The organism is bacterium, from assembly GCA_036504735.1.
Lineage (GTDB): Bacteria > Electryoneota > RPQS01 > RPQS01 > RPQS01 > DASXUQ01.
In genome coordinates this window covers 19,868-43,433 of the sequence record DASXUQ010000019.1, presented here as the reverse complement: position 1 = coordinate 43,433, position 23,566 = coordinate 19,868, and the positions used below count along the sequence as shown (strand labels likewise).

The window sequence follows — 23,566 nt, the reverse complement described above, 5'->3', positions numbered from 1 at the left end:
GAGTCAATCTCCACAAAGACTACAGTAATTGCCGATACAGGTCATAGCCATCAGTCGTGTCCGTCAGGAGCTTGTCCGGAGGTCCGGAAATCGCACCCAAGGGGATAATTTCCATGCGAGTATTCCATGGGATATTCGAACTATAAGCCTCTCGAATTTGGGCCGTCAGGGTCGACAGCCCGCGCGTTCGGTTCCACCCCGCGTCCGGACCCGCGGCTTCCAGTGACGCACACCAGTACAGCTTGCCCTTTCCGTGAAAAATGGTCGGGCAGCGGATATCTGCGCCCGCCAAAGCCTTGGTGGGAATCCGGATTAACAGAAAGAAGTTGCTGGCGGGGTTCGGCAACGGATTGACTGAAAATAGCCCCAACTTGTCGACGACGTCATCTGCGATATGGTCATCAGCGACGTGCTTACGCTGGGCGCTTCGTTGAATCAGGTCCTCGGCAAAGACGTCCTGCGGAAAGACCCAGAAACCTAAGGGACCCGTATGGTGCACTCCATCGTGGTGATAGAGACTGACGGGCTTCTGGCTGAGGAGGTCGGAAAGCGTCTGCGGATCCTCTTCCAATTGCTCCGTAAGGATCGTAAGCTGTGCCTCATTGGGATCGAGCGTGGAGTCTAAGCCGAGCCAGTGCCTTGCATCCGTGCTCTGCTGGCAGACGTACTTCATGAAATCGTAAGCGGTACAGACATGGCAGAACCACTCGATGCCCCGTTGATCCACCACTCCCCCCGGCGGCCTTTGGCCCGGTCGCTGAAATGCTTCCGTGTAATAGCGCTCCAACTCCACGGTGTAGACATCAAGAATTCTCTTTTGTGCGGTATGATTTCCCGATTGCGCGGATGGAGCGCGGCTATGCGCAGGGCTCATGACCGGCCGCATATGAGAATTCACCGAGCCCGCCCATATCTTGGACCAAATCTCTAAATGTTCAAACAGCAAATTGGGCATGCAGATGTTACGGGAGATTTCCCGGCCCACCATATGCGACGCTATCCAGTGAGCGGAGTATCCGGGCATCTTGCTGAGATGCGAGCACAGGCCGGTCCAGCGGGATAGATTTCGAATGCCATGTCGATTTCCGTAGGTCACCGACGGCAACAGCTTCTTGTCACCCATAGCGAAGTCTCCTGCGTGATCACAACATGTAGAAGCAACACGATTTCAGCGGCCAAACGCATCTCGGGCGCGGCAGCAGCGTTGTCACAGAGGCGGGACGTAGGCCAAATCGATGGCCGTAGCACAGACGGATCGCGAGAGGGAATATCTGAACGTGACGACGGGCTTGCGGGATCTGGGCGGTGCGAAGGCGAAAGGACGATGGTGGGTATGCGCACAGTATCAATGTGCTCGCAGGGTAAGATCGATCCGATTATCCGTGAACCAGCAAGGGTTAACAGCTCATCGGTGCCGGCCTCACGTGGCAAGTTATCACACTATGCCGGATGTGGGTAGCAAGTGGTTAATCTACGTAAGGACTCTCTGAGAGTCAAGAGAATTATCATAATCGCAAATATTTATCGCGTATAAACACATGCATATTATGAAATGATAGGCGAATTTATATTGGGTCGGTGAAAACACCACAAATACAAGTAGATGCGATAGTAGAATCCTGCGGGCACCCTCCGCAAGCCGATGCTTCTGTGCACTGTTCAGAATCGGACCGTTTAACCTGTCATGGGAATTGCAATTTCTTGGTCTCCATTATTGCAGTTAACCAATTGCGTGACTATATTCCTGACATGTCTGGAAAAGACCGTTCCACACGACGGATTCTTGTCTGCTGCTCAACAAGCCGACTTCATGGAGGACAAGGTCATGAAACTGGGTCTCATAGTCTTTTGATGATGGCGCACACAATCCAAAATTTAGAATTGAGAATGAATAGTGGGTTTTCTGACTCGACACATCATTCACGGACCAAGGAGAGTTCCATGCGACATCTTGCTAAGCTGCTATTTTGTACGGGCGTGTTGTGGGCCTCTTTCACCGCATCGGGCATGGAAAGCGCGATGGCACCTCTTGGCGTGCGCGACTTTGCCCATTCCGCAGCGCATCTAAACGTGACCCGTACGTCTCCGGAGCAGACAACCATCGCGCTCGTTTCACCGGTGATCGTCACACAGGATGTGACCGTGGACTACCAAACCTATCAGCAATTCGGAATTGCCGGAGAGCAGTCCGTGTTGGCCGAAGGCAGTCCGGCTGTCCCGCAGGTCACCCGCTTCTATCAAATTCCCCATACCGGCAGCGCCGACATGATCATCACCGGCGCCGAATACGACGTGGTAAACGATGTCAATCCGCTGCCGCTCCAACTCAGAGATACGGGATTCAATGCCCTCGTGCGCAATGAGGCGGTGTACAGCAAGGATGGCTGGTATCCGGAGAATGTGGCGGTGATGAGCGATCCCATGATCATGCGCGACTTCCGCGTGGTCACGGTCACGCTCTACCCCGTGCAGGTCAATCCGGTCACCCATCAGGCCCGCATCTACCGTAATCTCAGCGTCGATGTGGTCGCCAATAATCATCCCGGCGTCAACGAACTGCTGAATCCCCATCGGCCCTCCCGCGAATGGGCGTCCATCTACCGGGGAACGATTGCCAACCTCGATGCCAATGCCTTGGATGACATGACCACGACGCCGGGCAGCCTGCTGATTCTGACGTCCAGCAATGCCACTCCCCGTCCCTGGGCCGACAGTCTTGCCCAGTGGAAAACACGCATGGGATACAGGGTGACCGTTGATGCCCGCGCATCCTGGACGTCCACTCAAGCACTGACGGTTATCCGCGCAGCTTATGCCAACGCGCCCATAGATGCGCCCTTGGAGTTCGTGGTCCTGATGGGTGACCCGGGAGCTGCTTGGGGCATTCCCGTGGACGGATCCAACACTGGAAACTATGATCATAGTTATGCCTTAGGCAATACCGGCGATGATCTCGAAGACATTGGTGTTGGCCGCCTGTCGGGTGGCACCGCCACCGCGCTGGCCACCATCAACGCCAAGATCATGGGCTACGAGCGCAATCCGCGTGTGGAAAGCTCCCCCGGCGTGGCAGATACCATGTGGTTCCACAAAGCCTTCCTCTACGCCGGTGTGGGCAGGAGCAGCCCTGACAATTACCTGATGATGCGCTGGGGCCGGCAGCAGTTTATCGCCAATACCGCCGTAGACAGTGTGACCGTGCTAACCCACCCGTCTGATGCGATTGTCCCAACCGATGTCCTAACACGCTTGAACGCAGGCGTTGGCTTCTTCTTCTGGCAGGGAACATGGATCGGCGGCATGCCCACCTCTACTCCCGACAACTGCAACACCGTTTGGCGGTTACCGATCTGCGTCACCATGGCGGAATCCGCCGGTGATTATGTGTATTCTGCGGCTCCGGACGGTCCGGCTGAGAACTTCCTGTGTACAGGAACGCCCAGCAACCCGCGCGGCGGCGTCTGCGGCATTGGAACCTCTACCTCCGGAGTTTCATACAACACCAATGTCTACCTCACCAGCGGCTTGCTCTACACCATCACCGATCTGCAGGTTGAGCACCTCGGCACGGCTATGGCCGGTGCCAAAGCCCAACTCTACTATTCCTTTCCGCCGGACTGGCCGGATCCCTATGGCGACCCGCGTGGGCTTGTCGCCAGACATGTCCGGCTATTCAACCTTCTCGGCGATCCCAGCCTTTCGATGTGGACCGATGTGCCGCAGCGCCTCATCGTCACTCATCCGGACTCTTTGGACATCGGCGCAAGTTCGGTGGAGATCACCGTGCGTCGCTCTGCCGATAGCGTGGCGGTGGAAAACGCTCTCGTCTGTCTCTGGAAACGCAGCCCCGATTCCACATGGGTGACAGGTCTCACCGACGCCGTTGGACACATTACACTGCCCGTCAGCGTAAATGCCGCCGGCAGCATGGCTCTAACCATCACCAAGCACAATATCAAGCCGTATCTTTACACCATTCCCTGTATTCAGGCGGCTGCAGCGCCGTTGTTCAGTTCCGTAGTCCTCGATGATGACAACACCGGCGGCAGTTCAGGCAACGGCGATCATCTAATGAACCCCGGCGAAACGATTGACCTGCCGGTCTACGTCCGTAACTTTGGCAACGAAACGACCGTGACAAACGTTTCCGCCACCCTCACCAGCGGCAATCCGTTGATCACCGTTGTGTCCGGCGCTTCCGCTTTTGCTGGCATCGCCCCCGGTGATTCGGCATTGGCGGCCACGCCGTTTCGAATTCATATCAGCCCATCCTTACAGGACAACGTACAGGTCATGCTCCCGCTGACCATCACCTCATCTGCCGGCCAGACGGTCGGCGCGATCCCCATGCTTTCTCATGCGGGCAACGCGCAGTACCAACGGCACCAGCTCAGCGGCGTGTTCGATCCGGGGGCAACGGTTAACCTGACCGTCGTTGTGAGAAATGTGGGCAGCGTTCCGATGACCGGCGTCACCGGAGAACTGGAACCGCTCACGCCGCTCGTTCAGACAAATACGGCCACAGCATCGTTCGGTGACATAGCCATGGGTGCGCTGGATTCCAATTCAGCGGTGCCATTTTCCATCACCGCCAGTCCATTGGCCTATCGCGGCCTGCAAGCGCCAATGCGCCTGATTCTAACCACGTCATCAGGTTTTGTCGACACCACGGAGTTTACTATCAGTCTGGGCACGGCCCAAAGCACCGATCCCACCGGACCGGATGCGTTTGGTTACGTTGCCCTGGATAACACTGACACAACCAGTGCGATGCACCCTGTGTTTTCCTATGTGGATATCAGCAGCTCGGGTCAAAATCTGAATCTCAATGACACCGGCGAAAAGACAACTATAAATCCCATCTGGTCAGCGGTGCGTCGGTTGCCCTTCGGTTTCAAATTCTATGGGCAAGTGTATGACTCGATCACCGTCTGTTCCAACGGCTGGTGCGCTTTCGGGGATCAAAGCTGGTATGACGGTTTCCGCAACTTCCAGATCCCGGCGATGCGCGCCCCGGATGCCATGATCGCCCCTTACTGGGATGATCTGCAGACCACAGGCACCGGACACGGCGTGTGGGTGAAGAACGACTCCACCAACCACCGCTACATCATTCAGTGGAAGGCCACTTTCAATCACGGGACATTCAACCTCGACTTTGAAGTTGTGCTGTATGACACCACCTTTCAGCCGACAGTCAGCGGCAACGGCAACGTCGTGGTCCAGTACAACCACGTCGTCATGAACATGAATTCGCAGTACGACGACGACGCTCCCGGCTCCACCATCGGTATCCAGATGCCCGGCAATACGGTAGGCTTGAGCTATGCCTATCAGGACATCTATGCTGCCGGTGCGGCCACCGTGTCCGACGGGCGGGCGATCCTGTTTACCACAGATGCGCGCATGTTGTTCGGCCAGATCGAAGGAACGGTGGTCAATATGGCCGACAATCAGCCGATGGCCGGTGTCAACGTTCTCATGAATGGTCAGACATACCATGCCATCACGGACGCCGCCGGTCATTATGCGATTCCCGATGTGCTTATCGGCGCCTACAACATGCACACAGCGTACTATCGCTTCGACAACGACTCGGTGAACAGCGTGCGGGTCGCCCTTGACAGCACAACGATTGTCAACTTTGCGCTGCGCCACCCGGAGATGACCTTGACTCCGGAATCGCTTCAGGATACCCTGAGTGACATGCCGGTGGCGGACGCCTTCACCATCTCCAATCCCGGCAATGGCCTGCTGGATTACTCCATTCAGGTGTCCCCGGCCGGAAATGACCACCCAGCCCCCTGGGATTCCGTGGGAACGGTGGATCTCTCGGGCCAGGTCGGCAACAGTGAGGCGTGGGGCTGTGAACTCTTCAATAATGAATGGTGGGTGACGGATTCGAACGGCCCCAATGGAACGCCCGTGCTTTACCGTTTCGATTTGGATGGTCAACTCCTCGGATCCGTTCCGCAGCCCTCTACAACCGCTCTCGGCTGGTTTGATTTGGCAACCGATGGCACTCTGCTGTACGGCGCGGACAACCAAATGATCTACGGGATTGACGCCGGCGGCACAGTGCGTGACAGCCTTCCAAGTCCTCTCAATCCATCCCGCGCCCTTGCCTATGATTCCGTTGGTCGGAATTTTTGGGTGGCAGATTACACATCCGACATTTACGCCCTTGGCAGACAGGGCACTCAGGTTGCACACGTTCCCAATCCCGGATTGATCATCACCGGTCTGGGATGGTATTCCGCCGACCCGGATACGGGCCAGTTGTATATCTTTGGCCGGGATGGCGCCGGCCAACGGCGGGTTTCCAAGTACAATCCGCTGTCCGGCTCATTCCGTACCGTCCGCGACCTTCCCGACTCTGCGGGCGAACTTGCCGCAGGCTGCACCGTTACAGCGGACTGGAACAACCTGATGCTGGTATTCGGCGGAGTGGTGCGGAACGCTCACAGTGCGCGTTTAGCCATTCATGAAATGGCGTTCGACACGTCCTGGATACATATCGCTCCCGTGACGGGCTATGTTGCTGCGGGGAGATCCCGGAGTATTGCCCTCACACTCTATGGCACGCACCTCCGCAACGCCACCTACCATGTGAACCTGCGTGTGACCAGTGCAATCTATGACTCCACGGTGGCGCTGCCCATCACGGTGGAGGTGCGCCATGCCGTCTCAGCAGATCCGTCTCCGGAAGCGTTGCCGGCTCGCTATGCCCTGCACCAGAACTATCCGAATCCTTTCAACCCCACCACCAACATCCGCTATGAGCTGAAGACCGATGGTCTGACGCGCCTGTCGGTGTTCAACGTGCTGGGGGAGAAGGTCGCCGATCTGGTCAATGCCAAACAGTCCGCCGGCTTCTACGACATCTCCTTCGATGCCTCGGCTTTGCCCTCGGGTGTCTACTTCTACCGCCTTACAAGCGGTAACTTCACCCAAAGCGCCAAGATGATCCTCATGAAATGACCTGAGCCTTGGATGTGTATCTCAACCTAAGGCAGTCGTTCAAGCAAGAAAGAAGCCTGTAAGTTAATGACTTGCAGGCTTTTACTTTGTGCGAGTTGGTGGGCCGAAACCCACGCGGTGTGGCGGCGAGGAATAGAACTTGAATTGCCGAACCGGCACTGTGCCTGTATCCACGCCATCCCCAGCGACAACTAAAGTATCAACATGGTGAGCCGATAACTAACCAAGAGTTCCCGGATTTGAGGCGGGGGGCCTTTCCGCGCAGTGTGAGACAGAACTGCGAGTTCAAGGCACAGTGCTGAGTCCTCTGGATTCATTGCTGTGTCTTTTTTTGTGTCTGCCCGCGCGCACGTCGACCTGCATTGTCCAAATCTATAACAAGGTGCGGACAGGAAAGGGTATCAGACAAACGCGCACCCCGTTGTTCGGAAACTATAGCTCACCTATAAGACCGAACATCGCCACGCTATAAGCGACGTGATACACTTGCCATGCTCAGACTCTGAGCATGGCGAAAAGAACATCCCATTCCACGGTCATTTCTTCTGCTCCAACGCATGGGAAGACCAATGCGGGCTTCCCCCCCCCGGGTGACAGGTGTTTTTCGTATCCGACAACCATTTTCAGCTTGAAATGATCACCTGAACAAATTGCCCAAGGGAAATTGTCAATCCGTGGGGCAACCTAATCGAACCAATGGAAAGAGGTCAAGATGTTAAGACAATCGGTGAAGTCATTGGCACTTGTGCTCATGAGTTCTCTATTTTTTGTGGTCGGAATTGCAAAGGCGGATAATCGCGTTGCCCCGACGGTGGCAACAAACTGGCCGCGATTGCACGGTGCCGCAGGCACCAAACAGACGGCTGTCTTCGGGACCAGGATCAATGCCAACAGCTACAATTTCCTTGGTCAAAGCGTCATCGCGTCTCAGCGGGCCGGAGCATTCTTTGCCCTTGTCCCCTCATCGGGCGCCACCAGTGCCACAACGTTCTCCGATGGCACCACGGCGCACTTTGACATGAACGGCGGCCGCTTCCTTACCAACGGCAACTCCGTGCTGGTCGGTCAAAAGACGATCAGTGGAATAGAAACGCGCGGTTCGATTTTTGTGCGTACGGCCATCGGCACTGCCGTGGCCAACTTGCAGACTCTGGGCTCGACCAGCACGCTTACGCGACTGAATAATGTGATCGAACTCACCGGCTCCGCGTACAACGGCAAACTGGCTATGGTCGGCTTCAGCGCTCAAGCGGGGAACGCCGGCGCCGGCGATATGTACTATGTACGCGCGACCATCGGCAGCTCCGTGATCGCTGCGGATCGAATGGTCATGATCGGGTCCGCGAATGAGGACGAAGGCTACGCGATTTGCCAGGTCAACGACTCCATCGTCGCCATCGGCGGTCGCACCAAGTCCGGCGCGAACAACGACATCTACGTCAGACTGATCAAAATTGTCGACGGATCCTCGGTCGCCGGTTTTACTCTCTCCGGTGCCGCCGGAACGGGTAACGACGATGTTATCCGCGTTATCCGCAAGGATGCGAGCGGAAAACTCATCCTGATCGGTGCGTGTGGCACCGGTACCGGACGCAGAGGCTATATCGCAAAGATCTCGGCTACGACAGGCACGTTGGTCGACGGCTATGAATTCACCACCGCCGACACCGACGTCGAATTCTTTGATGCTGATATTATGGCGAACGGCAACATAGTGGTGACTGGCCGTAAAGGAAACGATCTTTATCTGACGGAAATTCAGGATAACGGTCATGCCTTTGTTATGGATTGGGTAAATACATACGATTCCGGTCGCACCGGCGACATCGGCAACTTCGTGAGAGTCCAGGCCGACTCGACGATTCTCGTCGCGGGCGTTGGCAACGATGCCAGTGCATCCATCGACGCCGTCTTCTGGCTCTTCAACGTTCCGCAATTGCAGACCAACCCCAATCCTACGGCCTTCAATCTGACCGCGCCGGCGGACAGCGCACTGCTTACCAGTGTGACGCCGACCCTGAACTGGGAAGCGTCCACGGATACGCTGCTGGGCTATACGGTTCATTACGAATTGACCTATGCTACGGACGCAAGCTTCACAACGCCCACCGTGGTGTCCAATATCGCGACCAACTCCTACACCTTCGGCGCGGATTTGCCGTTTGCCACGATGTACTATTGGAAGGTGAAGGCTCAGGACGGCACAGGGTATGAACAGGCCTGTACCCAGTCCCCCAATGGATGGAGATTCATTACGCCGCCTGCTCCGCCGACCGCCTTTGACTTAACATCGCCCGCGGACAGCAGCACCGTCAACACCACGACCCCGACCTTGCATTGGCAAGCCTCGACGGATGCCGTATTCGGCGGGACTGTTCATTATGAATTGACCTATGCCACGGACGCAAGCTTCACAACGCCCACCGTGGTGTCCAATATCGCAACCAACGCCTACACCTTCGGCACCGCTCTGCCCCTCGGGACGATGTACTACTGGAAGGTGAAGGCGCAGGTCGACACGACCTACGAGAGATCCTGCAATCAAGCCCCCGGTGGCTGGAGATTTCTCAGCCCGCCGATGCCCCCGGATGCGTTCTACATCATGTTGAACAGCAACGTGGCCTCGACAACTCCGTACTATGACAATGGCAACGTCGCCGGCTTCAATGCGGCCGCCTGCGATACCTTCGATGCGTTCGACGTCCCCGAACCGCCGGTGCTGGGTAACAACTACATCCAGACCTATTTCTACGAGAGCGGCCTCTCCGGTTTCCGTAAGAAACTGTCCGCGGATTTCCGTAACTACGAAGGCAAGAGCCTCGACTCGGCTTCATACGTGTTCACCATTCAGACGAAAACCGATCAATCCGACTCTGTGACGTTCTCATTCGATGACTCGACGCACAACCCCGATGTCTGGCCGGTCATCTTCTGGAATGGAACGGATTACCAGAACGTGCTGGGCGCTTCCACGGCCAACAAGGAGTTCAAATACCTCTCCACGGGTACGACGGGCGCTCCCCAGACCCGGACCTTTGCCCTGCTGATCGGCGACAAGACTCCGCCCGTCGTAACCCCCCTGATGCCGGCCGCGGATAGCACCTCCGAAATCTCACGCAACAGCAAGACGACGCTGACGGTCTCTGTGGACAATACCTGTCCCGTTCGCCGCACCATCATCGCCTTCTCACCCCTGCCGGATTCAACCGGCCCTGTGGCGAACAATCCGCGTGAGAATTTTACGACGCTGAACAACATGCCGGTCATGCCTGCGACGCCGGACAATCCGACCAATGGAATCGCCAACGCGAACCTGACCCACGACTGGGTGCCCTACACGGACGATTGGGCCCTGTTCTCCGGCAGCCCGAATGCGATTCTGAACAACGCGCAGTTACGCTATATTACGGAAGACTGGGCGGGCAACATCGATACGATGTATGTCAACTTCAAGCTGGTTCCCGACGTCTTCAACTTCACCGGCGACTATCCGGCGGGTTGGAACCTGATTTCGCTTCCCCTGAGTCCTGTCGCCAGCCTTCCCGCGGAAGTCTTCACCACCCATACGGGTAACGACAGCGGTATCGCCGGTGGCTTCACCGTATTCGGTTACTCCTTGGGCAACGGCTACACCCAGCCGTCCTCGATGACGATTGCCAAGGGTTACTTCCTCGTACTGTACGAAGATAATACCGCTGCCGCCGGCAACTCCGGTCTCGGCAAAGTCAAGGGCACAATCGCCGATGCCACAGCCGATGTGGACCTCACCTTCGATGCCGGTGCGCCGAACCTGATCGGTTCCTCCGTGCGTAACGAAGACCTCGGCGGCAATCATCTGCAGGCCGATGACTGGATGTTCTCCGTGGACAATTTCACCACCACGTACACGTGGGCGGATGTCACCACGACCGCGGATAAGGGCGGCGACGCCAGCATCTGGATCGATCCGACGTCCTTCGTAGGATTCGACAATGCATCCGGTGATTTCACCACGACGATTTCGCCGACCGATAACCTCGAACCGGGTAAGGGCTACGTCCTCGTGACCGGAAGCGCCTATACCGGAACTCTGAAGATGCGGACCCGCCGTGACTCGACCGCGGTAGACGGCTTCCGTCCTCATCGTTTGCCCAATGCCGATGGCCGCCCCGTTACCCATCTCGACGACTTCAATGGCGACTGGATGGTTCCGATCACGATGTCGCTGGGTTCAATGCACAACACCCTCTCCGGCTTCGGTTGCCGGAACGGTGCGACGTCCCTCTGGGACAACGGCATCGACGTCACCGAGCCTCCGCTGCCGCCGTCCGGAAACTTCGTTCGTGCGGTGGTGGATGGACAGAATTGGGGTTCGCCCTTCGGCCGCTACTTCGTCACGGATATCCGTGCGCCGTATACTCCTGACCGGATGTCCGACTCGTGGGACTTCGTCGTGAATGCCTCTGAAAGCGGCACCGTTACCATGACGTTCGACGTGGAGGCGTTGGCGCAATACTCCGTACCCGCGGGATTCCGCGCCACGGCGTCTGTGAACGGCGAGACGTTCGACCTGGTCCAGAACCACACCATTACGTTCGACTACGCGGTGGACGCCCCCACGGTCGTCCATATCTCCGCCGTATTCGGCGCGCTGGGTACGCATGGCCAGGACCCGGCACTTCCGTCCGAGTACTCAATCGTCAGTTCGTATCCGAATCCGTTCAACCCGACAACGACGATTCGCATCGGACTGCCCGAAGCCTCGACGCTGAAAGTGGTCGTGTTCAATACCCTCGGTGAGCAGGTCATGACCCTCGTCAATGGCCGCATGGCCGCCGGTTATCACAACGTTGGGTTTGATGCCCACATGTTGTCCAGCGGTATGTACTTCATTTCCGCGAAGGTGGACGGAAAGATGAACCAGATCAAGCGCGTCGTTCTTCTGCGATAACTTGACCTGTTGAGCAGTAGCACAAGGGGCCGGCTCCGGAACGTGGGGCCGGCCCCTGCTTCTTCGGGACAATTCTGGTGTGACCCACGTCGTGGTCGCATTCGGATAGAGACGTCCGTTAGCGTGCTTCCCAGAGGCACACCGCTCGCCATGATCGCCTGCTGTAGCCTCCCAGCCGAATCTGCATCAGAGGCATGCTTATTACAGCCGTCACCTTAACGTACATTTAGATCTATTCGGAGACCATGTTTCGGGACGATTTCGGATCGGATGATTGGCTATTGCTCCAATGATCTTGATTTTTCCCCTTGCAGATATTACCTTATGCGATGTCTGAATATGCATTTGTCTTAACACAATCGTAACAATTGGACCCCTCGATCTACGACCTTCCTTCGGATGTCGCCCGAACCGATACCCCTGCGTCGAAGTCTGCCCAGGCCGCCGGCAATGGCTCTGACCCTTCGCATGCGTCGACTGCGGTTTCGTCTCCGGCCCGCAATCTTGACGATCCCAAGCTATTCATCAACCGCGAGTTGAGCTGGCTCCAGTTCAATTGGCGCGTGTTCGAAGAAGCGATGGACATGTCTCACCCGCTGCTCGAGCGTGTGAAGTTTCTGGCGATCTTCGCCAACAATCTCGATGAGTTCTTCATGGTGAGGGTGTCGGGCTTACGACGGCAACTTGCCGCGCGGATCGTTGAACTCTCCTCCGACGGTATGACGCCCGCCGAACAACTGGCGGCGATTCGCCAGACGGTTGAAGTGATGTATGAACGGCAGGCCAACTGCTGGTACGACGACTTGCTGCCGAAGTTGAACGGCAGAGGAATTCGCGTCCTGCATGACCATGAGCTTTCACCGGCTCAACGCCATCGGCTGAAACACTACTTTCAGGAAGAAATCTATCCGGTTCTGACTCCTCTGGCATTCGATCCCGGACATCCGTTTCCGCACATCTCCAATTTGAGTCTGAATCTTGCCGTGGTGGTCAATGATCCCGAACGGGGAGAGCGCTTCGCCCGCCTGAAGGTCCCGGACACATTTCCCCGTCTCGTGCCGATTCCGAAGGATGATGAATCCGATGTTACGGCAACCGCCGATTTCATTTGGCTCGAGGACCTGATTGCCGCCAATCTCGACGGTCTCTTCCCGGGCCTGGATGTTGTCGACACGTTCTCTTTTCGCATCACGCGCGACGCCGATTTCGAAATCGTGGAAGATGACGCGGAGGATCTGCTTACCACCATCGAAGAAAGCGTGGATCAACGGACCTTCGGTCCTGAAGTGCGGCTCGAACTGGATATCGCCACGCCCGACCGCATCCGCAAAATCCTCGTCGAAAACCTCGAGATCGAAGAGATGCAGGTCTACACCGTGAAAGGCCTGATCGGCATGTCCGACCTCATGCAGCTCATGAAGCTCGAACGCCCTGAGTTGAAGGATACGCCGTTTGTGCCGTCTCTGCCCCTGCCCCTGAGTGATGACGGAAATATTTTCGATGCGGTGCGAAGCCAGGATGTTTTGTTCTATCATCCGTACAACAGCTTCACTCCGGTCGTGGATTTTGTTCGCGAAGCCGCGCGCGACCCCCAGGTTCTTGCCATCAAGTTAACCCTTTACCGCGTCGGACCTAAATCGCCCATCGTGGACGCCCTGATGGAAGCCCGGGAAAACGGCAAGCAGGTCGCCGTGCTGGTGGAACTGAAGGCGCGCTTCGACGAAGAGAATAATATCGCCTGGGCGCGGGCGCTGGAACAGGCGGGCGTACATGTGGTCTATGGCGTAATCGGACTTAAAACGCACGCCAAAATGTGCCTCGTGGTCAGGCGCGAGGACGATGGCATCCGCCGCTATGTTCACATGAGCACCGGCAATTACAACACCTCGACCAGCCGCGTGTATACCGACTTGGGGCTTCTCACCGCCGATGAAGAATTCGGCGAGGAAATGACGGACCTCTTCAACGCCCTCACCGGCTATTCCCGCAAAGAGACCTACGGCAAATTACTGGTGGCCCCCGGGAAAATGCGCAAGGAACTTATCGCCCGCATCGAACGCGAAATCGCCGTGCATCAGGCGCAGGGCGGAGGATACCTTGCCTTCAAGATGAATGCGCTGGTGGACCGCCGCTGCATTCAGGCTCTCTATCGCGCATCGCAGGCCGGTGTCCGCATTGACCTTCAAGTGCGGGGCATCTGCTGCCTCCGGCCCGGCATTCCCGGGGTTAGCGAAACCATCACCGTCACATCCATCGTCGGACGCTTTCTGGAGCATGTCCGCATCTACTATTTCGCTAACGGCGGCAGCGACGAAATCCTGACCGGCAGCGCCGATCTCATGCCACGCAACCTCGAACGCCGCATTGAAGTCCTTTTCCCGGTGCAGGACCCGGCCCTTAAGAGTCTTGTGCTTAACACGATCCTGCGCACGCATCTTGGCGATAATGTGAAGGCGCGCCGCCTCCTGCCCGACGGATCTTACCGGCGCGTAACTCCCGCGGCGGAGGATACTCCGCTGGACTCGCAGGCATGGATGCTGGAACATTTCCGCGCGCTGGGCCCATCCTCATGAGCGGACGCGTTTCGGATCCGTCCGTGTGCCGTTTCGCGGCGGATGTGCTCCGCAGGAAACTGCGCGCCCTGCTCAAGGAACGCGAAGGCGTCAGAGCGGCGGAGGGCAGTGAACACATTCATCGCATGCGGGTCGCGGCCCGCCGGGTGCGCGCGGCCCTCGATCTCTTCGAAGACTGTTTTCCGAAAAAGCAATTCGCCGCATGGCGCAAATCGGTTCGCCAACTGACCAGGGCGCTTGGCGCAGCCCGGGACTGCGATGTTCAGCTTGCGTTTCTTGCCGGGTTCGCGAGCGGCCTGCGCGATCCGCTCCTTCGCCCCGGAGTCGAACGGCTGCGGCTTCGCCTGACGCAAAATCGCTCGATGCTGCAGGCGAAGGTCATCCGCGCTATAGACCGCTTCGAGGAAAGCGATGTCGCCGCGGCTATGAAGGACGCGCTTTCCGATCTGGCGCCGGATGGAAAAGTGCCGGCGGCGATTGAGCCGGAAGGGAGTATCCGCCGCCTTGCGGCGGCGCGCATCAGCGCGTGTCTCGATCATCTCTTGCGATACGAACCGTACGTGGTGGATGCGAGCGCTGTGGCGGAGCATCACGCCATGCGCATTGCCGCCAAGCGGTTCCGCTATACGATGGAAGTCTTTGAACCGGTCTTCGGGGATGCGCTGCGTTCTGCGCTCACAGCGGCCAAAGACGTGCAGGAGCAACTTGGGGATATCCACGATTGCGACGTTTGGGTGGATTGTATACGGGAGTTCGAGGCTGCCGAGCGGCTTCGGACGATGGAATACTTTGGTCATCTCGATACCTTCTCGGAACTGATTCCCGGACTGGAAGCAGTACGTCAGGACCGCGCCGGGACACGTACAGTTCAGCACACCCGCTTCGAGGCGTACTGGAAGAACCTTGAGGCTGAATGGGTATGGCAAGTGCTTCGGGATGCTATGGAAGCGCACGGTCAACCGAAAGGAAGAAGAACATGAGAATTGCTTTGATCGGGGATGTGCATGCCAACGTGCACGCGCTGGAAAGCGTCCTGGCGGATGCCGCCGCGCGCCACGCCGACATGATTTGGAACACGGGAGACTTCGTCGGCATCGGTGCGTTCCCGGATGAAGTCGTTCAGCTATTGATTGACAAAAAGGCGGTCAGCATCGCCGGAAACGTTGATGTGGAAGCGCTCAATTTTCCCCGGAAGACGGAAGAATGGGCGGCTGCCCAAGAGCCCGAGGAGCTTGCAGCCTTCAAATTTGCCTACGAGCATCTCTCGCCCGCGAGCCGCGAATATCTCGCAGCGCTGCCCGCGACCCGCCGCCTCGAAGTCGACGGCCGGAAGGTCCTGCTCTGCCATGGCAGCCCTGCGTCTCAGGATGAGCACTTGTATGCGGACACTCCGGACAAGCGGTTTGAGGAACTCGCCCAAATGGCGGATGCCGAGATCGTAATCTTCGGTCATTCCCATCAGCCGTTTGTAAAGGATGTCGCCGGTGTCAAGTTCATCAACACCGGCAGTGTGGGCCGGCCCGATGACGGCGATCCCCGCGCCTGTTACGCCGTGTTCGATATTCGCACGTCCGAGCAGGCGCCGTTCAAGCTGAAACATCACCGCGTGGAGTACCCGGTGCAGGAGGCCGCTGACGCCGTGCGCGAGCGAGGCCTGCCGGAGGCCCTCGCGGAAGTTCTGCTCGAAGGGCGCAGTCTGAAATGGGTGCTGAAGCATCGCCGCAAGGAAGCCGAAGACGATGCGGCCAAGACGGCAAAGTATGCCGCCCGCGTCAAGGATGTAGCCACCGCGGCCAGTGTCTTCAATCACGAGCAGGAGCACGTGGACCATGTGACCGAACTTGCCCTGTCCCTGTTCGATCAGATGGAAGATGCCACCGAACTCGGTCGCAAAGAGCGGTTCTGGCTGGAGTGCGCCGCCCTGCTCCACGATATCGGGTGGGTGCAGGGGCGTCAGGCGCACCACAAAACCGCGCTCAAGATGATTCTCGAAGATCAAACGCTGCCGCTGGATGATCGCGAACGCTTGATCGTCGGTTCGATTGCGCGCTATCACCGCCGCGCACTGCCCAGCAAAAGTCACGAGCATTTCGCCGACCTTAAGCGCAAGGATCGGGACGCCGTGTTGCTGCTCGCCGGCTTTCTGCGTCTCGCCGACGGTCTGGATCGAACGCATCAGAAGAGGGTCTTGTCCGTCATTTGCCGCGCCACCAGGAAGTATGTCCACCTCCGCCTCAGCACGGAAGGGGATGCCCAGCCTGAGCGCGAGTATGCTCTCGAAAAGGGCAAACTGCTGGAACAGGCGCTGAATCGCAAGTTGAAGATCGAAGTCATGGCGCCATGACCGAAGACGCCAGTCACGTCGTAGCCTTTATCGATATCGGCACCAATGCCGTGCGCCTGCTGCTGGTGCGCGTCACTCCTGCCCACAGCTATAAAGTGCTCATGCAGCAGCGCGAAGCGGTGCGCCTCGGCGAAGGGGAATTCCGTAACCAAATGCTGCAGGCCGACGCGATGGAGCGCGCCCTTCTCGTGTGCCGCAAGTTCGCCGATCTGGCACGTTCGCATGCCGCCAAGGAAATTGTCGCGGTCGCCACCTCCGCGACACGGGAGGCGCGCAATCAGCAGGAGTTCGTCCGGCGACTCGAAGCGGAGGCCGGGCTGACCGTCCACGTCATTTCCGGCATTGAGGAAGCCCGGCTCATCTATCTCGGTGTGGCCAGCGGAATTCACCTTGACAAACGAACCGCCCTCTTTGTGGACATCGGCGGCGGCAGCACCGAAATATCCGTCGGCGACCAGCAGCAGTTCCAATGGCTCGAGTCGCTGAAGCTCGGCGCCATCCGCCTGACCTCGCTGTATATTCCGCATCCGGAAAAGCCGTTATCCCGTGAACGCTACGACGCCATGCGTGAACACATCCGCAGCGTGGCCGTGCGCACGTTTCAGCGCGTCCGGCTGTCCGCCGCCGTTATGGCGGTCGGCAGCAGCGGCAGCATCGCCAACCTCGCCGATATCGCCGCTCGAATTTACCTCAAACGGCGTCGCGAGCGTGACGACGTCCTCACTCTGGAACAGCTTCAGGGAGTGGTCGCGCTCCTCCGCCCCTTGACTCAGGATAAGCGCAAAGAGGTGCCGGGGATCAATCCCGAGCGCGCCGACATCATCCTCGCGGGCGCGGCGATTATCGAGACTATTCTCCAGGAAACCCGCCTCTCCGCAATCCACATCAGCGAACGCGGTTTGCGGGATGGCCTGTTGATGGATTATCTCGCCCGCATCGATCCCACCCGGGCGCTTACCCAGATGCCGGTGCGGATGCGCAGCGTCATGCAACTGGGACGCGCCTGCCATTTCGAGGAGAAGCACGCGCGGCAGGTCGCGGATTTGGCTCTCATGCTCTTCGATAGCGCGAAGGAGCTTGGGCTGCACTGGCTGGGTGCGGCGGAGCGCGAGTTGCTGGAATACGCCGCTCTGCTGCACGACATCGGCACCTTCGTGTCCTATGAAAATCACCATGCGCACAGCCATTACTTGATTCGCAATGCCGATCTGCTCGGATTCGATCAGCAGGAATTGGCCTGCATGGCCGCTACCGCCTATTTTCATCGCCGCACCCTCGCCCGCCGGAAACATCCGCTGTTCGAACCGCTCGATTCCCGCTCCAAGCGTGCCGTACCGGCCCTTTCGATGCTCCTGCGCATGGCCGAGAGCCTGGACAGAAGCCATGCCGGCAAGATAACCCGCGTTTCGTTCGAGCGCGTTCCTCAGGACGGGATCCTTCTCACCATGGAAGCTCCGCAGGATTGCGAACTGGAAGTGTGGGGTGTTCGCCACCATCTCGACGCCTTCAAAAAAACGTTTGAACAGGCGCTCGAAATCCGTGTGATGCCCACGCATGCTCGAGTATCATGACCGATATCGGGCGCAGAACCTGAGAATTCGGTGGTCACAATCGTATGAAATAGTCGTTCAAATTTTCGCCATACAAGAAGCCTGCAAGTCATTAACTCGCAGGCTTTTTGTATGGTGCACCGCGCAAGATCGGGGACGGTGATCCCCGAATCTCAGCCAGGGCATCACAGCGCGTGGTGCAATCTATTCCACCACGGCCTTTACGTCGTAGTAGGCTCTGTCGGAAATAGTGGAATCGAAAAACATCAGCGAATCGCCGCTCGACACGGACCCGATGGAGTCCGGCAGCGCCAGCCAGCCTGCGCCGCGCCGGATAGTATAACGGCTTACGGTAACCGCTGCCCCGCTGGTATCCTGCGTTACCGGCAGCCAGTTGAGCTGCATGCGGTTGCCCGCCGGCTGAACCACAAGCTGCTGCGGTGCGCGCGGCACGCCTCGCCCAAGCGCCGAAATATCGTACAGGACGAAGTGATCGAACGCCGCCGCGCACAAGATATTGCCCGTGAGCGCCACGTCCCATGTGAAGCTAAGGGTCTGGTAGTAACCGGCCTGCACGGGCGCTGCCGGATCGTGAAAATCCGCAACCACAATCCCGCCGCCGAAAATCGCGAGGTACGCATAGCGGCCCCGCACGTCGAGACCCATTCCTCCGCCGGGCACATCGAACACGCTCCGTTGCACCGGCGCAGTAGGATTGGTGACGTCAATAATCCGCAGACCCACGACATTGTCCGTCAGGCAAACATAGTTGCCGCTGACGGCCACATCGAAAGCGATGCCGCCGGGCGACTGGAGGAAACCGACTTCAGTGGGTGCCGCCGGATTGCTGACGTCAAGTATCCGCAGTCCGGCTAAGTTGTCTGCCACGTATGCATAGTTACCGCTTACGGCGACGTTGACGGCAAAGTCCGGAGTGTCCCAAACCCCGGTTACGGACGGGGCCGCGGGATTGCTGATATCCACCACCTGCACTCCGGTCTCAGCGCTCGCCACATAGGCGAAATTCTCCCGCACGGCTACGCCGCTTGCATAGGCTCCTTCGCCGCAGAATCCCGTCTCTGCCGGCGCGGCCGGATTGGCGAAATCAAACACTCGCAGTCCCGAATAGCCGTTGGCGATGTAGGCGTAATGACCGCTTAAGGTGACTGCCGCTACAGAACCCGGCGTAGGGAAGACGCTAACCGGAACCGGCACTGCCGGATTCGTAATGCGGAAAATCTCGATCGCGCTGTTATCATGACTCACAAAGGCGAGACTGTCATTTGCCGCCACATGTCTTGTGACTCCCATAGGCCGTGCAGCCCCAGCCATAGGCAGCGCGGCCCAATCCGCCATGGAATACGCAACGACGTTTGTCTCGCCGTAGATATCTCCGGCGTAAATATAACCGCCGCCGGCTGCAATCCAACTTATCGTCCCGCCACTGGCGGACGCAACTTCTACCGGCGCTGTGGGAGTGCTGATGTCCACGATTCGCACGCTGTGGTCGTTGGCGACACATGCATAGGTGCCGCTGAGCATCACCTCGCATGGCGATCCTGTGTTTGGGTCGTAGATTCCCACCTGTACCGGCGTTGCCGGATTGCTGACGTCAAACACCAGCAATCCCGTCAGGTAACCATCTGCGAGGTACACATAGTTGCCCCTCATGGTAATGCCTGTGGACCAGCCACCGGTATCCACAAAGCCGACTTCCGTTGGCGACGCCGGATTGCTGATGTCAATAACCCGCAGTCCGCGTCCGTAGTCCGCGACAAAGGCATAGGTGCCGCTCACCACCACGTTATGGGCATTGCCGGGAGTATTGAACGTGCCCGTCAGTGTGGGGGCAGCCGGATTGCTGATGTTGATGATCATCAGACCCGCGTCGTCTGCGCACAGATAGGCGTAATTGCCCACCACGACCACGCCATACGATGACGTGCCGGGAGTATCCAGAAAGCCGACAGGGATCGGCGAAGCCGGGTTGGTGATGTTCATGATCCGCAGGCTCGAAGTGTTTCCGGCCAGGTACGCGTAGTTGCCGCTTAGCGCAATCCCGTTGGTAGATCCACCCGCCGTGTACCACCCGACCATCGTCGGCGCCATGGGATTGGTGAGGCTCAGCACCATCATTGTGTAGAAGCTGGCCGCACAGTAGAGATAGTTGCCGCGCACGACCGCCCCCTTCGCCCAGTTGGAATAGGTCGCGCCGGTAGTCATAGCAAGATGCGCGTTCACGATTTGCAGGCCGCCGGTCTCCGCCGCAACGCAGACCTTGTCGCCGCCAACCGCCACACTGCGTGCGTTGCCGGTAACCGTACGGCTTCCCAGCAACACGGGCACGGGAGGATAATTGACGTCAATAATCTGCACCCCACCGCTGCCATCTGCCACATAAGCACGTGGCCAGTCCAGCGCGATCTCCGTGGCTGTGCCCGGCGTATCATACACCCCGGCCGAGACTGGTGACGCCGGATTGCTGATGTCCACCACGCGCAAGCCGCTGCCGCCGTCCGCAACATACGCGTAGTTCCCTTGTACGGCCACGCCCCGTGCATTACCGGGCGTATCGTACACACCGACGGATACCGGCGCTGCCGGATTGCTGATATCCACCACTCGCAGCCCGCTCGCGTCATCGGCGACATACGCGTAGTTTCCGCTGACCGCCACACCATACGCGGTGCCCGGAGTATCATAGAACCCCGCCTGTACAGGCGCATTGGGATTGCTGATAGTGATAATGCGCAGACCACTGCTGCCGTCCGCCACGTATGCATAATTCCCACGGACGGCTACGCCGTACGCCGTGCCCGGAGTATCGTAAAGCCCGGCCTGAAACGGCCCAACCGGATTGCTGACGTCAATAATTCGCAGACCGTACGCCCCGTCGGCCTGATACGCGTAGTTCCCGCGAACCTCGACCCCGGCGGCTTCGCTATTGACGAACTGGGTCACGAAAGCCCCGGTTTGCACCATGGCCGATGGGTTGCTGAGCGAGTAGATCAGTAAGCCAGTGGCAGACGGGTACATAGCGCTGGGTACTCGTGCCGAAATATACGCGTAATTACCCTGCACGGCTACATCCATCGCCGTGTTCCACTCCATGACTTGTCCGATCCGCGACACGCGCATACTGTCCTGCGCGACGACAGGTGCCGCAGCCACACAGCAGAGCGTGGCGATCACTAAAAATGTTCGCATGTTCATACCGACTCTCCCGGCATGTGCCGAAGTGAGATATAAAGAATTACGGGGATGCCGGTTCCGCGATGTGGTGGCAATCCCTTGCACAAATACAAATGGAGCGAACCCAGCCGCGCCACGCGGAGGACTCGCTCGGCAGAAGGCGTCTTTCCGGTGAAATCTCTTGCAAAGTACTGAACACTACAAGGTAAAGAACCGCTGCGCTCTGGTCAACCGAGAACCGATAATTTCCAGACACTCTGAATAATCTTTATCTCATTAGGGATCAATTCGTAAGCCTAATCCAATGAAAAATTTTCCCATTCTGCTGGTCAAGAGAGGAGATGTAATCATAATTTCGATATCCTCGTCCATTGTTGTCGCCAGCGTTCTTCTATCTTAGCCATTCGTTTAAATCCTCGTCAAAAAATTGATCGGGAGAATGCCTGTGGAAGTTGCCGGCTCCAATGCACTCACGGATCCCATTCAAGGCGATGTTATCAAAAGGTGCTCGGTTCGCCTTGTTTTTCGGGATTCATTGAACTATATTGATTATTGCTCGAGTAATTGCAAATGCGAATTCTTCGGGAATCTACATTGGAGATCCAACGATGACGCTATTAAAGGTTTTAGCAGTCGCCGTGCTGGCAAGCTATGTTGGGCCGGTGTTCGCGCTGGCACCGTTGCGTTCGTTTGTCGCGGCAGCCGGAGCCCACGACCTCTGTGTGCAGGGTCATTACGCCTATGTAGCCTCGACCGACGCTGGGTTACGGATCTTCGATATTGGCAATTCCGCCGCTCCCGTGCAAGTTGGCGTTTTTGACTCGCCCGGGTCGGCGACCGGTGTGGCCGTCCAAAATGGTCTCGCATACGTGGCGGACGGTACCAGTGGGCTGCGGATTGTCAATGTCAGCAATCCTGCCGCTCCCACGGAAGTCGGATTCTACGATACCCCAAGCTTGGCGCTCAACGTTGCCGTTAGTGGCAATTATGCATATGTCGCGGACGGCTACTCAGGTAGTCTGCGTATCATAGATGTCACCGACCCCGCCGCACCGTTCGAGGTCAGCTCCGTTTCGGCAACTCCGTATGTCGGCGCCTTTGACGTGGCTGTGGTGGGCCATTTTTGCTACGTCCCACTCGGCCCTCGGATCTGTTGCATTGACGTCACCGATCCTGTCCACCCCGTGTTTCGCGGATGGTTGTACACCTACTCCGGCGTGGTCGGGATGGTGGCTCGCGACAATTATGTCTACGCAGCCGTTAACTACGGCTTCGAGATCTACAACTTCGATAATCCCGACGCACCCACCCTCGCTTCCCGCTGGATCAATCCTGTTGCTTCAGGAGATTATGATGTGTATGTCAGTGGCAACTATCTCTTTGTAGCCTACCAGGATGCCGGATTCTCGATCTTTGACATCAGCAATCCGGCGTCTCCCACATACATTGAGTACAGTGATACTCCCGGTACGTGCTACGGCATCGTAACGGCAGGCTGCACAGCCTACGTGGCCGACAACACGACCTTTCGCCTCTACAACATTTCTACGTATGCCCCGTGCCCGGTGCCGCGCGCGCCCGAGCAATTGGTCATCGAGCCGTTGGAAAATCAGGTGCGCCTGACTTGGCCTGCCGTCACGCAGGATACGGATGGTGCGCCGATTTGGCCATACCGTTATACGATCTTTCGCAGCGTCGCGCCGGACGGCCAGTGGGATTCCATCGGTGTGGCGCTTCCAGCCGATTCTATCCACTACACGGATCCCTACGTCGGGGGCGACCGCGGCTTCTATCAGGTTCGGGCCGTAGCGAATTAGCGAAGACGTGATGCGTCGTGCCTGTCGTGGCGAAGAGCAATTCCGACAAGATCGCTTGACGCCGGCAACGAGAACAACCCGGTCCCTGCCATAACCATTGGCAGGGATTCTTTTTGCTGGCGGGATTTCTCCGGTGTGGCACGTCTAATGAAATGCTGCAGGAATATGCCGGAATATCC

At 57.8% G+C, this 23,566-nt stretch carries 9 protein-coding genes; 7 read left to right on the top strand and 2 right to left on the bottom strand.

The features are described from left to right. Window positions 1-19: 19 nt before the first annotated feature. Window positions 20-1,123 (bottom strand): hypothetical protein, encoded by a 1,104-nt coding sequence (locus VGL38_14775; GenBank protein HEY3296692.1) that lies wholly within the window; start codon window positions 1,121-1,123, stop codon window positions 20-22. 818 nt (window positions 1,124-1,941) lie between these two features. Here VGL38_14775 and VGL38_14770 point away from each other — a divergent pair. The 6 genes from VGL38_14770 to VGL38_14745 all read left to right on the top strand — a co-directional run bounded on the left by VGL38_14770 (window position 1,942) and on the right by VGL38_14745 (window position 18,399). Then, window positions 1,942-6,981, top strand: coding sequence for a C25 family cysteine peptidase (locus VGL38_14770; protein HEY3296691.1), 5,040 nt, complete (start codon window positions 1,942-1,944; stop codon window positions 6,979-6,981). A gap of 751 nt (window positions 6,982-7,732) precedes the next feature. After that, window positions 7,733-11,911, top strand: coding sequence for a T9SS type A sorting domain-containing protein (locus VGL38_14765; GenBank protein ID HEY3296690.1), 4,179 nt, complete (start codon window positions 7,733-7,735; stop codon window positions 11,909-11,911). 368 nt (window positions 11,912-12,279) lie between these two features. Then, window positions 12,280-14,484 carry a polyphosphate kinase 1 gene (ppk1, locus tag VGL38_14760; protein HEY3296689.1) on the top strand — a complete coding sequence of 735 codons (2,205 nt, stop codon included), beginning with the start codon at window positions 12,280-12,282 and terminating at the stop codon, window positions 14,482-14,484. Further along, on the top strand, window positions 14,481-15,464 hold the full coding sequence (locus VGL38_14755) for a CHAD domain-containing protein (protein HEY3296688.1): 984 nt from the start codon (window positions 14,481-14,483) through the stop codon (window positions 15,462-15,464). Before ppk1 ends, VGL38_14755 begins: the two co-directional genes overlap by 4 nt. Further along, window positions 15,461-16,828 (top strand): YfcE family phosphodiesterase, encoded by a 1,368-nt coding sequence (locus VGL38_14750; GenBank protein ID HEY3296687.1) that lies wholly within the window; start codon window positions 15,461-15,463, stop codon window positions 16,826-16,828. The genes VGL38_14755 and VGL38_14750 overlap by 4 nt, the downstream gene beginning before the upstream one ends. Further along, window positions 16,825-18,399 (top strand): Ppx/GppA phosphatase family protein, encoded by a 1,575-nt coding sequence (locus VGL38_14745; GenBank protein ID HEY3296686.1) that lies wholly within the window; start codon window positions 16,825-16,827, stop codon window positions 18,397-18,399. The genes VGL38_14750 and VGL38_14745 overlap by 4 nt, the downstream gene beginning before the upstream one ends. A 183-nt stretch (window positions 18,400-18,582) precedes the next feature. On the opposite strand, the gene VGL38_14740 is transcribed toward VGL38_14745, so the two are convergent. Then, on the bottom strand, window positions 18,583-21,591 hold the full coding sequence (locus VGL38_14740) for a hypothetical protein (GenBank protein HEY3296685.1): 3,009 nt from the start codon (window positions 21,589-21,591) through the stop codon (window positions 18,583-18,585). A gap of 587 nt (window positions 21,592-22,178) precedes the next feature. Here VGL38_14740 and VGL38_14735 point away from each other — a divergent pair. Further along, complete coding sequence (locus VGL38_14735) at window positions 22,179-23,387, top strand: hypothetical protein (GenBank protein ID HEY3296684.1); 1,209 nt, start codon at window positions 22,179-22,181, stop codon at window positions 23,385-23,387. Window positions 23,388-23,566 lie beyond the last annotated feature (179 nt).

Bases quoted from the DNA above. Each gene is read 5' to 3' on its own strand.
- VGL38_14740 (HEY3296685.1), bottom strand. From the start codon at position 21,591: ATGAACATGCGAACATTTTTAGTGATCGCCACGCTCTGCTGTGTGGCT.
- VGL38_14755 (HEY3296688.1), top strand. From the start codon at position 14,481: ATGAGCGGACGCGTTTCGGATCCGTCCGTGTGCCGTTTCGCGGCGGAT.
- VGL38_14745 (HEY3296686.1), top strand. From the start codon at position 16,825: ATGACCGAAGACGCCAGTCACGTCGTAGCCTTTATCGATATCGGCACC.
- VGL38_14750 (HEY3296687.1), top strand. From the start codon at position 15,461: ATGAGAATTGCTTTGATCGGGGATGTGCATGCCAACGTGCACGCGCTG.
- VGL38_14770 (HEY3296691.1), top strand. From the start codon at position 1,942: ATGCGACATCTTGCTAAGCTGCTATTTTGTACGGGCGTGTTGTGGGCC.
- VGL38_14765 (HEY3296690.1), top strand. From the start codon at position 7,733: ATGAGTTCTCTATTTTTTGTGGTCGGAATTGCAAAGGCGGATAATCGC.
- VGL38_14735 (HEY3296684.1), top strand. From the start codon at position 22,179: ATGACGCTATTAAAGGTTTTAGCAGTCGCCGTGCTGGCAAGCTATGTT.
- VGL38_14775 (HEY3296692.1), bottom strand. From the start codon at position 1,123: ATGGGTGACAAGAAGCTGTTGCCGTCGGTGACCTACGGAAATCGACAT.